This is a genomic window from Pseudomonas sp. JDS08PS003, from assembly GCF_045013505.1.
GTDB classification, from domain to species: domain Bacteria; phylum Pseudomonadota; class Gammaproteobacteria; order Pseudomonadales; family Pseudomonadaceae; genus Aquipseudomonas; species Aquipseudomonas protegens_B.
In genome coordinates, this window is sequence record NZ_CP120724.1 from 327,918 (window position 1) to 341,038 (window position 13,121).

The 13,121-nt window shown below is 64.7% G+C and carries 9 protein-coding genes; 3 read left to right on the forward strand and 6 right to left on the reverse strand.

Features of this window, described 5'->3' with window-relative positions:
• Nucleotides 1–4 precede the first annotated feature (4 nt).
• Genes P7C00_RS01515 through P7C00_RS01525 form a run of 3 tightly spaced genes read right to left on the reverse strand, consistent with a single transcriptional unit; the run spans nucleotide 5 to nucleotide 4,037 of the window.
• Nucleotides 5–1,615 (reverse strand): arylsulfatase, encoded by a 1,611-nt coding sequence (locus P7C00_RS01515; RefSeq protein ID WP_404938025.1) that lies wholly within the window; start codon nucleotides 1,613–1,615, stop codon nucleotides 5–7.
• Nucleotides 1,616–1,629: 14 nt separating this feature from the next.
• Nucleotides 1,630–2,445 carry an ABC transporter ATP-binding protein gene (locus tag P7C00_RS01520; protein ID WP_346634066.1) on the reverse strand — a complete coding sequence of 272 codons (816 nt, stop codon included), beginning with the start codon at nucleotides 2,443–2,445 and terminating at the stop codon, nucleotides 1,630–1,632.
• A complete protein-coding gene (locus P7C00_RS01525) occupies nucleotides 2,442–4,037 on the reverse strand; it encodes an ABC transporter permease (protein WP_404938026.1) in 1,596 nt (531 codons plus the stop codon). Before P7C00_RS01525 ends, P7C00_RS01520 begins: the two co-directional genes overlap by 4 nt.
• 386 nt (nucleotides 4,038–4,423) lie before the next feature.
• Between P7C00_RS01525 and P7C00_RS01530 the strand changes: the two genes are divergently transcribed.
• Nucleotides 4,424–5,446 (forward strand): ABC transporter substrate-binding protein, encoded by a 1,023-nt coding sequence (locus P7C00_RS01530; RefSeq protein WP_346634069.1) that lies wholly within the window; start codon nucleotides 4,424–4,426, stop codon nucleotides 5,444–5,446.
• A gap of 160 nt (nucleotides 5,447–5,606) precedes the next feature.
• On the opposite strand, the gene P7C00_RS01535 is transcribed toward P7C00_RS01530, so the two are convergent.
• Nucleotides 5,607–6,527, reverse strand: a complete 921-nt coding sequence (locus tag P7C00_RS01535; RefSeq protein WP_253130215.1) for a LysR family transcriptional regulator — start codon at nucleotides 6,525–6,527, stop codon at nucleotides 5,607–5,609.
• 183 nt (nucleotides 6,528–6,710) lie between these two features.
• On the opposite strand from P7C00_RS01535, the gene P7C00_RS01540 reads away from it, so the two are divergent.
• Complete coding sequence (locus P7C00_RS01540; RefSeq protein WP_346634070.1) at nucleotides 6,711–7,616, forward strand: TauD/TfdA family dioxygenase; 906 nt, start codon at nucleotides 6,711–6,713, stop codon at nucleotides 7,614–7,616.
• A gap of 141 nt (nucleotides 7,617–7,757) precedes the next feature.
• On the opposite strand, the gene P7C00_RS01545 is transcribed toward P7C00_RS01540, so the two are convergent.
• Together P7C00_RS01545 and P7C00_RS01550 are read right to left on the reverse strand one after the other, a co-directional pair.
• On the reverse strand, nucleotides 7,758–9,374 hold the full coding sequence (locus P7C00_RS01545) for an alkaline phosphatase family protein (RefSeq protein ID WP_404938027.1): 1,617 nt from the start codon (nucleotides 9,372–9,374) through the stop codon (nucleotides 7,758–7,760).
• A 241-nt stretch (nucleotides 9,375–9,615) separates the two neighbouring features.
• Nucleotides 9,616–10,560, reverse strand: coding sequence for a LysR family transcriptional regulator (locus tag P7C00_RS01550; RefSeq protein ID WP_346634072.1), 945 nt, complete (start codon nucleotides 10,558–10,560; stop codon nucleotides 9,616–9,618).
• A gap of 154 nt (nucleotides 10,561–10,714) precedes the next feature.
• Between P7C00_RS01550 and P7C00_RS01555 the strand changes: the two genes are divergently transcribed.
• Nucleotides 10,715–13,093, forward strand: a complete 2,379-nt coding sequence (locus P7C00_RS01555; protein ID WP_404938028.1) for a TonB-dependent receptor — start codon at nucleotides 10,715–10,717, stop codon at nucleotides 13,091–13,093.
• Nucleotides 13,094–13,121 lie beyond the last annotated feature (28 nt).

Here is a 13,121-nt window from a genome sequence, read left to right on the forward strand (position 1 = left end):
AGGGTCAGTCCGGCTGGAACGGCGACTCGCTGAGGATCACCCCGGTTTCATCCACATAGCGCTGCCATTCCTCCAGCAGCGTGCGCAGTTTTTCCGGTTGACGCTGGGCCAGGTCATGAATCTCCCCCGGGTCCTGGCCCAGGTCATACAGCTGCCAGGTCGCCGGGCCCACCGGCCCGGGGATGTACACCGCCTTCCACTGGCCCTGGCGAATCGCCCGGCGGCCGAACAGTTCCCAGCCGGTCACCGTGTGTTCGTCATGCACCCGGGCGGTCTCGCCGGAGAGGAAACCCAGCCAGGACTTGCCCCGCAGTGGCGCCACATCGCGCCCGCGCCAGCGCTTGCCGGGGTGGCGCACGCCGGCCAGGTCGAGCAGGGTCGGGGCGATGTCCATCACCGTGCCGAAGCCATGGCTGATCTGCCCCTTGAGCGGCAACTGCGGGTAGTGCAGCAGCGCCGGCACACGAATCCCGCCTTGGGTGGTGAAGGCCTTGAACAGCCGTGACGGCGCCGTGGCGGCCTGAGCCCAGGCCGGGCCGTACCAGACGTAGGAGTTGGCCCGGCCGATGTTCTCCAGGCGGTTGTCGTAGTGCTGGTTGAGGTAGGTCAAAAGCTCCGGGCCGAACTTGGGGAAGGCCTCCAGCAGCGCGCCTTCGGCGCCGTTATCGGACATGAACAGGATCAGGGTGTTGTCCAGCTGCCCCTGCTGGCGCAGGTAATCCACCACTCGGCCGATGTTCCAGTCCATGCGCTCGACCATCGCCGCATACACCTCCATGGCCCGTGCCGAAACCTGCCGCTGTTCATCGCTCAGGGCGTCCCACTCGGTGTTCAGATTGATCAGTGGGTGGGGCTCAACCTCGGCATCGATCAGGCCCAGGGCCCTGAGTCTTTTCAGGCGTTCCAGGCGTAGCACCTCGGGGCCGGCGTCATAGCGGCCACGGTATCTGGCGACGATGTCCTCGGGGGCCTGCAGCGGCCAGTGGGGCGCCGAGAACGGCAGATAGGCGAAGAACGGCCGGCTCTGGTCGCGCTCCTTGAGGTACTGCAAGAGCTTGTCGCCGAAGGCATCGGAGGAATAGAAATCCGCCGGCAGTTCATCGATGAAACGGTCGTCCTCGATGTACAGCGCCGGAGTGGATTTCAGCAGCCCGGGGGTGTGTTCGTCGTAGGTGGGCTCGAAGGCGTAGTGGTTGGCCGCTCCTGGCAATAGCGAGAACGAACGCTCGAAACCCCGGGCATGGGGCGCGCGCTCTGCGGTCAGCCCCAGGTGCCATTTGCCGCTCATCAGGGTCTGGTAGCCGGCTTCGCGCAGCAGCTCCGGCAGGGCCACCACGCGGTCATTGAGGTAACCCTCGTAGCCCGGCTTGCCGATCAGTTCGGGGGTCAGGGCTTCGGCCATGGTGCCGATCCCGGCGATGTGATGGTCGGTGCCGGTGAGCAGCATGGAGCGGGTCGGCGAGCACGTGGGGGCGGTGTGAAAATCGGTCAGGCGCAGGCCGTTGAAGGCCAGGGCATCGAGGTTCGGCGTGGCGATCTCGCCGCCAAAGGCACCGAGGTCGGAGAAGCCCAGGTCGTCGGCCAGGATCACTAGAAAGTTGGGACGTTGCGGCATCGCGGCACTCCTGTTCAGCAAGCAATGAAGGTCAAGGGCAGGTCGCGGATCTGCACCGGCTGCGGCGCCTGGTAGTGATCATCGCTGGTGAGTTCGTGGAGCAGTTCTTCACGCAGTTGGTGGAAGTCGAAACTGCTGCGTTGGCGTGGGTGCGCCAACGCCACCTGGACCACACGCTTGATCCGTCCCGGGCGCGGCGCCATCACCACCACCCGGTCGGCGAGGAAGATCGCTTCCTCGACATCGTGGGTCACCAGCACCGTGGTGATTCTTGCCCGCTCGCGGATCGCCAGCAGCTCGTCCTGCATCTGCTGGCGGGTCAGGGCATCGAGGGCGCCGAAAGGTTCGTCCAGCAGCAGAATGCGCGGGCTGGCCACCAGCCCACGGGCAATGGCCACCCGTTGCGCCATGCCGCCGGAGAGCTGATGGGGGTAGGCCCGGGTAAAGTCCTTGAGCCCTACCAGCTCGATGAAATCATCGATCCGCCGCTGGCGCTCGGCAGCGCTCAGGGGCTCGTTGACCAGGCCCAGGCCGATGTTCTCGGCGACGGTCAGCCAGGGGAACAAACGGTGCTCCTGGAACACGATGCCGCGTTCGCTGCCGATGCCACTGACGGCCTGGCCATCGACCCGGATCTCGCCGCGAAACTCGGTATCCAGGCCGATCAGCAGGCGCAGCAGGGTGGACTTGCCGCAGCCGCTGGAGCCGACGATGGCGACAAATTCGCCGTCGGCGATGTCCAGGTTGAATTCGCGGATCGCCTCCAGCTCGCCACCGGCGACGGGGAAGCTCTTGCCCACGTGATTGAAGCTGACCAGGGGTGCGTTCATGCGTGTCTCCAGCGGGTGGCGCGGGTTTCGAGTTGTTGGCCCAGCAGGTTGAGCAGGGCCCCGGTAAGGCCCACCAGCAGCATGCCGGCCATGATCAGGTCCATGCGCAGCAGTTGCTGGGCGCTGATCATCTGGCTGCCGATGCCGCCGTTGGACGGCATGAAGTATTCCGCGCCGATGGTGCCCATCCAGGCGTAGATCAGGCTGATGCGCAGGCCGGCGAAAATCCCCGGCGCCGCGCCGGGCAGCACCAGGCGCCGCAAGCGCTGCCAGAGGTTCAGGCGCAGCACCTGGGCGGCCTCCGCCAGTTGTGGCGAAAGCTGGGCAACGCTGCGCTGGGTGGCAATGAACAACGGGAAGAAGGCAGCCAGGGCGACGAACACCCACTTGGCCAGTTCCCCCAGGCCGAACCAGGCGGTGAGCAACGGCACCCAGGCGAAAATGGCGATCTGGCGAATGGCGGCCAGGGTCGGGCCCAGCAGCCGTTCACTGAGGCGCGACAGCCCCAGCAGCAAGCCAAAGGCCAAGCCCAGTCCGCCACCCAGGGCCAGGCCGCCGAGGGCGCGGCCCAGGCTCAGGCCCATGCCTCCCAGCAAGCTGCCGTCCAGAAGACCGTCGACGGTGGTGGCGAGGACCGCCAGCGGGCTCACCAGGATGTTGGCATCGACCCACTGCCGATCGCTCGCCACTTGCCACAGGGCCAGCAAGGCCAGGGGCAGCAGCCAGGGTTGCAGGCGCTGCCAGCCTGCATAGCGCGGGCCTCGGCGCAGTGCAGCGGTGGCCGGGTGGGGCCAGTGCAGCAGCTGGCGATCCAGCCAGCCGATGCCGCGGTCCATGAACACCCCCAGCACGCCGATCACCAGGATGCAGACGAAGACGATATCCAGCATGAACAGCTGCCGCGCCCAGACCATCAAGTAGCCGATGCCCTCGCTGGAGGCCAGCAGTTCCACCGCCAGCAACGAGGTCCAGCCGGTGGCCAGGGCCAGGCGTACCCCGGCCATGAACGCCGGTAGCGCGGCCGGCAGCACCAGGCGGCGGATCAGCAAGGCCGGGGGCAGGCGCAGCACTGCGGCGGCTTCCCGCAGTTTGGGCTGGGCATCACGCACGCCCACCAGGGTGTGCAGGGTCACGGGGACCACGATGGCCTTGATCAGCACCACCAGCTTGAGCACTTCGCCGATGCCGAAAAACACCATGAACAAGGGAATCCAGGCCAGGGTCGGGATCTGCGCCAGGGCGCCGAAGGTCGGGAACAGCAAACGCTCCAGGCGCCGGCTGAAGCCCAGGGCACCCCCCAGCAGGGCGCCGGCGGCGATGCCTGCCAACAAGCCCCAGGACAGCCGTTGCAGGCTGATTGCCAGATGGCTCCACAGCTCGCCGTGGGCCAGCTCCAGAGCACTGCTCCAGACCAGGGCCGGGGCCGGCAGGATCTGCTCGCTCATCCATTGATTGCGGCTGGCCAGCCACCACAGGACGAACAGGCTCAGGGGCAGCAGCCAGGGCAACAGGCGCTGATGGATTACGGTCCAGCCCGGGCGTCCATCGGACGGCGCCGCCAGGGGCAGGCTGAGCAGGGAAACACGGGCCATGGATGACCTCCGTCGTCGGGTACTGCATGGCGTTGGTCGATGCCGTAGGAGCTGGCTTGCCAGCGAATCAGCCCTTGCGCGCGATGCAGGGTTGGCGGGCCTCGTCGCCGGCAAACCGGCTTCTACGTGATATGCGTTTGCGATCTATTAAAATTCTTATCAATTCTATTAAGAGATAAGAGAAGCCATTTAAGGCTTCTAGCCGACACGCATCCAATGCATTTGAAGAATATTTTTCATGCATTTCATGCATGTCCCCGGGGACGCCCGTGACAACTGGTTTATTCAATATGGTTATTAAAATGTGAATTTATAGTATTTAAATGTTGATCGATTCCGTGCCTACCTTCTGCTCCTCACAGCCTTTGTCAGCAGGAGCCGCACCCATGAACCTTCCCTTCAAACGCGTCATCAGCTTGTTCGCCGCGCCGGCCCTGGCGGGACTGCTGGGCTGCCTGCCGCTGCTGGCCCAGGCCGCCGAGCTCAAGGAAATCCGCATCGCCGTGCCCGACCTCAGCGCCGGCACCCAGCACAGCGGTGGCGGGGTGGTGGATGTGCTGCGCCAGCAACAGATCTTTGAAAAGGCCTTTGCCGACCAGGGCATCAAGATCCAGTGGAATTTCTTCAAGGGCGCCGGGCCCGTGATCAACGAGGCCTTCGCCAACGGTCAGGTCGACCTGGCCTATCTCGGGGATCTGGCGGCCATCATCGGCAAGTCCAATGGCCTGGATACGCGTCTGCTCAGCGCCTCGGCCCGTGGGGTCAAGCACTACCTGGGCGTGGTGCCGGGCTCGGGAATCAAGACCCTGGAAGACCTCAAGGGCAAGCGTGTAGCGGTGTTCCGTGGCACGGCTACCCAGCTCTCGTTCGATGCGGCCCTGGCCAGCCGGGGCTTGAGCGAGAAGGACCTGAAAGTGGTCAACCTCGACTTCAACGCGGCGGTGGCGGCCCTGGCGGCCAAGCAGATCGATGCGTCCTGGGGCAGCACCGGGCTTTCGGCCCTGCGCAGCAAGGGGCTGGCTGAGCTGCCCCTGAGCACCAAGGACCTGGGCGGCGCCGGCAGCGTGCAGAGCGTGCTGGTGGGCGCCGGCAAGTTTGTCGACGAGCATCCAGAGGCCGTGGAAAAACTGCTCAAGGCTCAGCAGCAGGCCGTGCAGTGGCTGACCCAGGACAGCAACAAGGACGCCTATATCCAGCTGGTCTCGGGGCTGGCCAGTTACCCGCCGGTAATCTTGCAGGATGATTTGAAGGATCAGCGCTTGAGCGAGATCTTCCCTTCGACCCTGGACCCGGTGTTCCTTGGCAAACTGCAGGACTCGGTGGATCTGGCGGCCAAGGAACGGTTGATCCGCAAGTCCTTCAAGGTGGATGCCTGGGTTGCACCGCAGTTGGCCGCTGCCGGTCTTTGAGGTCGGCACCATTCGCCGGCAAGCAGGCTCCTGCGTAACTCTGGAGCCGGCTTGTCGGCGAGGGCGGTCTTGAGTGCCTCTTCGCTGGCAAGCCAGCGCTTACGGTCGGCGGGGATATCGTGCGGGATCTTGTAGGAGCCGGCTTGCCGGCGAAGCTGTTCTACACGGCGATGGCGTGCCCCTGCCGATCCACCGCCACCAATACCTCGATCAACTTGCGCGCCGCCGGCGACAGGCGGAAACCGCTGCGGCTGACGATGCCGCAGCGGGCATTCAGGCTGTCGATGTTCTGCGGCAGGTTGCGCCAGTGCAGCAACGCCAGCGAACCCTGCTCGATGTCTTCGGCAAAGGCCTCGGCGGTGCCTACGCCGATGGCATTGGACTGACGGACGATCTTCACCAGGGCCGGGAAATGCTCGGTTTCGATAGTGGGTGAAAAATCGATGCGCCCGCTGAGGTTGGCCAGCAGCTTGCGAATCCCCGGGGGGATCAGGGTGGTGGCCAGGGGGTAGTCGAACATGTCGTTGGTGGACAGGCTCTCCTTGGCCAGCAGCGGATGCCCGGGACGGCAGAAGAACACCCCGCGCTTGGGCGTCAGGGGCTGGGTCTGGTAGTTCGGATCGGCCTCGAAATGGCGGATGTCGGCGATAAAGAATTCGATCTCTTCGCGGTTCAGGCTGCGGCTGAGTTTTTCCCAGTTGTCCACGGCAAAGCAGGTGCGCACTTTCGGATGAGCGCTGGTGAACTGCGCCACTGCATCGGGCACCAGCTTCACCGCCGGCGCCGGGCCGCAGCCGAAGCGCACCTCACCGGCATCGAGCTTGGTCATCTGGGTCACTTCACTGCTGAGCAAGGCCGCGCCCTGGACCAGGCTCAAGGCGTGCTGCAGCACCACCTGGCCTTCCGGGGTGGGGCGCAGATCCTTGTTGCCACGGTCCACCAGCACGCAGCCGAACTCCTGCTCCAGGCCCTGGATACTGCGGCTGAACGCCGGTTGTGTGATGCCCATGGCGTCGGCGGCGCGGACAAAACTGCGGTGTTCATTGAGGGCGATGAAGTAACGCAATTGGCGAAGATCCATATGCTTTCCCGGCATCCGAAAAATAGCTCGAAGGCATTTGCGACGAGTGAGGAATGAGGTTTTAAATGCAAGCTCTTATTCCGTCAACGAAGCATGTAGTTATCTATTAGATCTAAATTGAATATAGATAGAGCGTTGTTTCGCGGCGGTTCCAACCGTAAGCAGTAGATGAGGGTGTATCTGATGAGCAATGCCGCCTTAGCCGTTAAACCCGCTGTTCATGCCCTTGATATCCACCCGGTGGCCGGTCGCATCGGCGCCGAGATCCGTGGCGTGCAACTCTCCGGCGAGCTCGACGCCGCCACCGTGGAAGCCATCCAGCAGGCGCTGGTGCAGTACAAGGTGATTTTCTTCCGTGGCCAGACCCACCTCGACGACCAGAGCCAGGAAGCCTTCTCCCACCTGCTGGGCGAGCCCGTGGCCCACCCCACCGTGCCGGTGCGCGACGGTACCCGCTACCTGCTGGAGCTGGACGGTGCCGAGGGCCAGCGCGCCAACTCCTGGCACACCGACGTGACTTTCGTCGACGCCTACCCTAAAGCCTCGATCCTGCGCTCGGTGGTGGCCCCGGCTTCCGGCGGCGACACGGTGTGGGCCAACACCGCCACTGCCTACAACGAACTTTCGGCGGAACTGCGGGAACTGGCGGACAAGCTCTGGGCGGTGCACAGCAACGAATACGACTACGCAGGAGCCAAGCCGGACGTCTCGGCCGAGAAGCTGGAGCGCTATCGCAAAGTGTTCACCTCCACAGTGTTCGAGACCGAGCACCCGATCGTTCGCGTGCACCCCGAGAGCGGCGAAAAGAGTCTGGTGCTGGGGCATTTCGTGAAGCGCATCAAGGGCTATTCCCAGGCTGATTCGGCGCACCTGTTCGGCCTGCTGCAGAGCCACGTCACCCGCTTGGAAAACACCGTACGCTGGCGCTGGAGCGCGGGTGACGTCGCGATCTGGGACAACCGCTCGACCCAGCACTACGCCGTGGACGACTACGGCACCCAGGACCGCATCGTGCGCCGCGTGACCCTCAAGGGCGACGTTCCGGTGGGCGTCCACGGCCAACGCAGCCAGACCCTCAAAGGCCTCTGAGCGCCCCTACGGAAATTTATGCGATGAACCTGCCCGCTGTAGGAGCTGGCTTGCCAGCGAAAGCGCCCCTGAGAGTGCTGCAAGACTTGAGGGCCTCTTCGCCGGCAAGCCGGCTCCTACGGGATGGAAGGTTGCCGGGGGTTACCACACGCCGATCTGCACCAGCTTCTCGCTTTCCGGTTCGCCATAGCGAAAACGCTGGCCGCGCAGGTCGATTTCTTCATGGCTGATGGTGGTGCGGCGTTTCAGGCCGCGCAGCCATTGCAGCAGATACCCCAGGTGTTCCTCACGCACCGCGGCATAGGCCGGGTCGGCCCCCAGGTCATGCAGCTCCTGTGGGTCGTTGTGCAGGTCGAACAGCTGCGGGCGCAAGCCGTCATAGGCCAGGTACTTCCAGCGTTCGCTGCGCACCATGGTCATGCGGCAGCGGTCGATGGGCTGGCCCAGGCGCTCCCGCGCAGGCGCCTGGAAGGCGTAGTCGTATTCGCTGATGGCGTAGTGGCGCCAGTCCGCTTCGGCGCCGTGCAGCAGTGGGATCAGCGAGCGTCCTTCCAGGCGATGTTCGGCTCCCGGCAGGCCCAGGGCATCGAGAAAGGTCGGCAGGGCGTCGATGGTTTCCACCAGGCGTTCATCCACGCTGCCGCGGCTGGTGTCCGCCGCTGTGCGCGGGTCGCGGACGATCAACGGCACGCCCACCGCCGGCTCCAGTAGAAACTCCTTTTCCCCCAGGTAATGGTCGCCGAGGAAGTCGCCGTGATCGCTGGTGAAGACGATCAACGTGTCGTCCCAACGGCCGTTGCTCTGGAGGAAATCGAACAGTCGGCCCAGTTGATCGTCCACCTGCTTGATCAGCCCCATGTAGGTCGGCACCACGTTCAGGCGCACCTCATCCCGGGAAAAGTTCAGGCTTTCCTCATGCTGGCGGAAGGCGGCGTAGACCGGGTGATCGCTGAGTTGCCCGGGCTCGGCGCGCACCGCCGGGATCACCTGCTCCGGGCCATACAGGGCGTGGTAGGGCGCGGGTGCGATATAGGGCCAGTGGGGCTTGATGTAGGACAGGTGCAGGCACCAGGGCCGCTCGCCCTGTTCGCTGATGAAGTCGATGGCGCGGTCGGTGGTGTAGACGGTTTCCGAATGCTCTTGCGCGACTCGGGCCGGCAGGTGGGCGTTGCGCATCTTCCAGCCGCTGAGGATTTGTCCCTGCTCGCCGGCCCCGGCGTTGGCCCAGTCGTGCCAGGGGTTGCGGCCGTCGTAGCCCAGATTGCGCAAGTAGTGGGTGTAGGGCGCCGCATCGCGCTTGTCGTCGAAGATCGGGTCGTCGGGGTAGATGCCGTCGTGGCGCAAGTAGGGCTCGAAGCCGACCTCGTTCAGCGCCTCGGCCTGTGGGCTTTCGGGGTCGATGGCCAGGCGTTGCAGGGCGTCGACATTGGGCGTGGCGTGGGTCTTGCCCACCAGCGCGGTGCGAATGCCGTGGGGCCGCAGGTAGTCGCCCAGGGTCAGCTCCTCCAGGGGCAGGGGCACGGCGTTCCAGGCCACCTGGTGGCTGCTGACATAGCGCCCGGTGTAGGCCGACATGCGCGATGGACCGCAGATGGTGCCCTGGGTGTAGGCGCGGCTGAAGCGCACCCCGGCAGCGGCCAGACGATCGATGTTCGGGGTGTGCAGATGGGGGTGGCCGTAGCAGGACAGGTAATCCCGGCGCAGCTGGTCGCACATGATGTAGAGCACATTGCGCACGGGGGGACGGGTATTGGACATGGGGTTCACCGAGGGGAAGACAGGCGAGGTTTTTCGCCTCCGGCGGTGGTTTCCGGCAAGCGCATTTGCCGAATAGTTTCGATGCGTTTTATGCAATACCGACCGGCCCCCCCACGCCGTGTGCGGACGGCGTGGCCTTGTAGGAGCTGGCTTGCCAGCGAAGGCGTCACTGAGAGCGCTGCAAGGCTCAAGGGCCTCTTCGCCGGCAAGCCGGCTCCTACGGTGAGAGCATGCAGGTGGCTCAGACTGCCAGGTTGTCCAGGCTGCACAGGTCCTCGTCCTGTTCGTCGATGGCCTTGATCTCTTCGATCATCGCCGCGGCCAGGGGCGATAGGCGATAGCCGGCGCGGCTGACGATGCCGTAGCGGGTGTAGAGCTCTTCCAGGTCATCGGCCAGGCCGTCGATCTTCAGGCACACCAGTTCGCCCTTGGCGTTGTGCAACGCGTCGCTGTAGGAGCCGACGATGCCGATGGCGTCCGAGCGCATGACCACCCCCAGCAGGCTGTAGCTGTTTTCGCATTCCACATTGGGGGTGAAGTCCGGCTTGCCGCAGAGGTCGACGATGACCTTGCGCAGGTTGGGCGGGCGGATGGTCACCGCCAGTGGGTAGCTCATCAGTTCACCGGCGCTGACGCTGGCGCGCTGGGCCAGGGGATGCCCGGCGCGGCAGCAGAAATGCCATTTGCGTGGGCGCAGGCGCTGGGTCAGGTAGTCCGGGTCGGCCTCGAAGTGCCGGGTGTCGGCGACGAAGAACTCGAACTCTTCGCTGAGCAGGCGCTTGCTCAGGCTTTGCCAATCATCCACCTGGAACTGCACCCGGGCCTTGGGGTAACGCCCGATAAAGCTGCCGATGGCTCGGGGAATCAATCCCGAGGCCGGTGCCGGGCCGCAGCCGAAGCGCAGTTCGCCGGCCTCCAGGCCATTGAACTGGCTGATCTCGTTGGCCATCTGCTGGGCCCCGCTGACCAGCCGGCGCGCATGTTCCAGCAGCAACTGGCCCTGTTTGGTGGGCGCCAGGTCCTTGCGCCCGCGATCCACCAACTGGCAACCGACGCTGTGTTCCAGAGCCTGAATGCTGCGGCTGAAGGCTGATTGCGAGAGGTTCACCGCCGCTGCAGCGGCGACAAAGCTGCGCTGTTCAGCGAGGGCGATGAAGTGACGGAGCTGGCGCAGATCGATATGCATTTTTCACATAAAAAATATTGGGGAAATGCATTGGCTATGCATTAGGTCGACTCCTTATAAAGGCAATCTCTTATGCAGTAAATCTTTGCAAAAACATAAATAAATAACTTTAAGGAATATACAAGGCTGTATATTTTCTGACCAGGAGCCGCCCATGAGCCCGTTGTCCCTTGCTTCACCCCTCTCGCACCGGCGGCTCAAGCGCCTGCCCCTGCCCCTGGCGCTGTTGCTGGCCGGCAGCGCGAGCTGGACGCCCAGCTGGGCCGAAGACGCCGCGGCGCTGCAAGCCGCCCCGGCCAAGAGCAGCGCCAACAAGGCCAAGGCCGACGACGGCCAATTGCAGACGGTGACCGTGACCGCCCGGCGTCGCGAGGAAAGCTCGCAGAGCGTGCCCACGCCCATGAGCGTGGTCAGCGGCCAGGCCCTGGAGAGCCAGCGGGTCTATCGCATCCAGGACCTGCAGCAACTGGTGCCCAGCGTCAACGTCGCCTACATGCATGCGCGCCAGTCCAGCGTGTCGATCCGTGGCCTGGGCAACAACCCGGCCAGCGACGGCCTGGAAGGCAGCGTCGGGCTGTACATTGACAACGTCTACCTCGGAAGGCCGGGGATGGCAGTGTTCGACCTGATGGACATCGAACAGCTGGAAGTGCTGCGCGGTCCCCAGGGCACCCTGTTCGGCAAGAACACCACCGCCGGGGTGATCAACATCAGCACCCGGGCGCCGAGCTTCACCCCGGAGCGCAGCATCGAAACCTCCCTCGGCGAGGACGGCTACTTCCAGACCAAGGGCACCATTTCCGGGCCGCTGACCGATGAGCTGGCGGGGCGTTTTTCCGCCTATCGCACCCGCAGCGACGGCGACATCAAGAACGAATTCGACGGCCATGACCTCAACGGCGGATCACGCCAGGGCTTTCGCGGACAGTTGCTGTACAAGCCCAATGACAGCTTCAACCTGCGCTGGATCGGCGACTACAACGAAGAGGACTCCAGTGCCGGCACCCGAGTGCTGTACAGCACCGGGCCGACCATCAATGGCACCAATGTCTATGAGTCGCGTGCGGCGGCGGCCGGGGCGACCCTGGTCAACGGTTCGCACCGCAAGGTCAACCTGGACAACGACCAGCATGTCACGGTGTTCCAGGGCGGCACGTCCCTGGAGGCCAACTGGACCCTGCCCAGCGACTTCACCCTGACTTCGGTCAGCTCCTACCGCTGGTGGAATTTCACCCCGCGCAACGACGATGGCCTCAACGTGGCGGCCACCTACAACGCCGGGGTGTCGGTGGAGGACAAACAGTGGTCCCAGGAATTCCGTCTGGCCTCGCCCACGGGTGGTTTCTTCGACTACGTGCTCGGGGCCTACTACTTCGGCTCCGACCTGGACAACAAATCCTTCGCCTATTACGGACCCAAGGCGGACATCTGGAACGGCACCCCGGCCGGCGCCCTGAGCAACGTCAGCAGCGTCGGCAACGGGCACATCCAGACCAACAGCTTCGCTCTGTTCGCCCAGGGCACCTGGCACCTCACCGAGCGCCTGGATTTCACTGCCGGCCTGCGCGGCACCTACGAGGAAAAAAGTGCCTGGGTCAGCCGCAACGCACCGCTGGGTGGCGCGGCGGTGGCCGGGGCTGCCGCCAACGCTCGCCGCGGGCGCACCGGGGCCTATGACTCCGGCGACCTCAACCAGTACAGCACCAGCCCTTCGGGCCTGCTCAACCTCAGCTACCGCATCACCGACGACTTGCTGGGCTACGCCACCCTGTCCCACGGTGAAAAATCCGGCGGGGTCAACCTGACGGTGGGCTCGGCGCCCACCGCCGGCGCCGATTCGCTGCTGATCGGCACCGAGCGCGCCAACAACGCGGAACTGGGCTTCAAGAGCACCCTGTGGGACCGCCGCCTGCAACTCAACGCCAACCTGTTCTGGACCCAGGTCAATGGCTACCAGACCAACGCCTACGACGATGCCAACCGCGTGCAGTACCTGACCAACGCCGGTTCGGTGCGCTCGCGGGGGGTGGAAGTGGAAAGCACCCTGGTGCCGATTCGTGGCCTGACCCTGAACCTCAACGGCTCCTACAACGACGTGCGTTACCTGTCCTACAAGGACGCGCCATGCCCGCCGGAAGTCAGCCTGCGCCCCGGTGCCCCGGCCTCGTGCGACCTCAGCGGCCACCAGGTGGTGGGCGCCTCGAAATGGATCGGCAACGCCAACGGCGAATACAAGTGGAACCTGGACAACGGCCTGGAAGAGTACGTCACCGCCAGCTACGCGTTCCGCTCCAAGGCCGTGGGCACCGTGGAGGATTCCCAGTACGGGCAGATCCCCAGCTACGCCGTGGTCAACCTCTCCACCGGCCTGCGCGGCAACTACGAACAGGGCCAGTGGGACGTCTCGCTGTGGCTGAAGAACGCCTTCGACAAGACCTACTACACCACCCTCTGGACCGGCGGCAACGGCGGTTACGAAGGCCTGCTGGGCACACCGCGAACCCTGGGCGTCACTGGCCGCTACGACTTCTGAAACCCGGCTTCACGCACCTTGCGCCGGG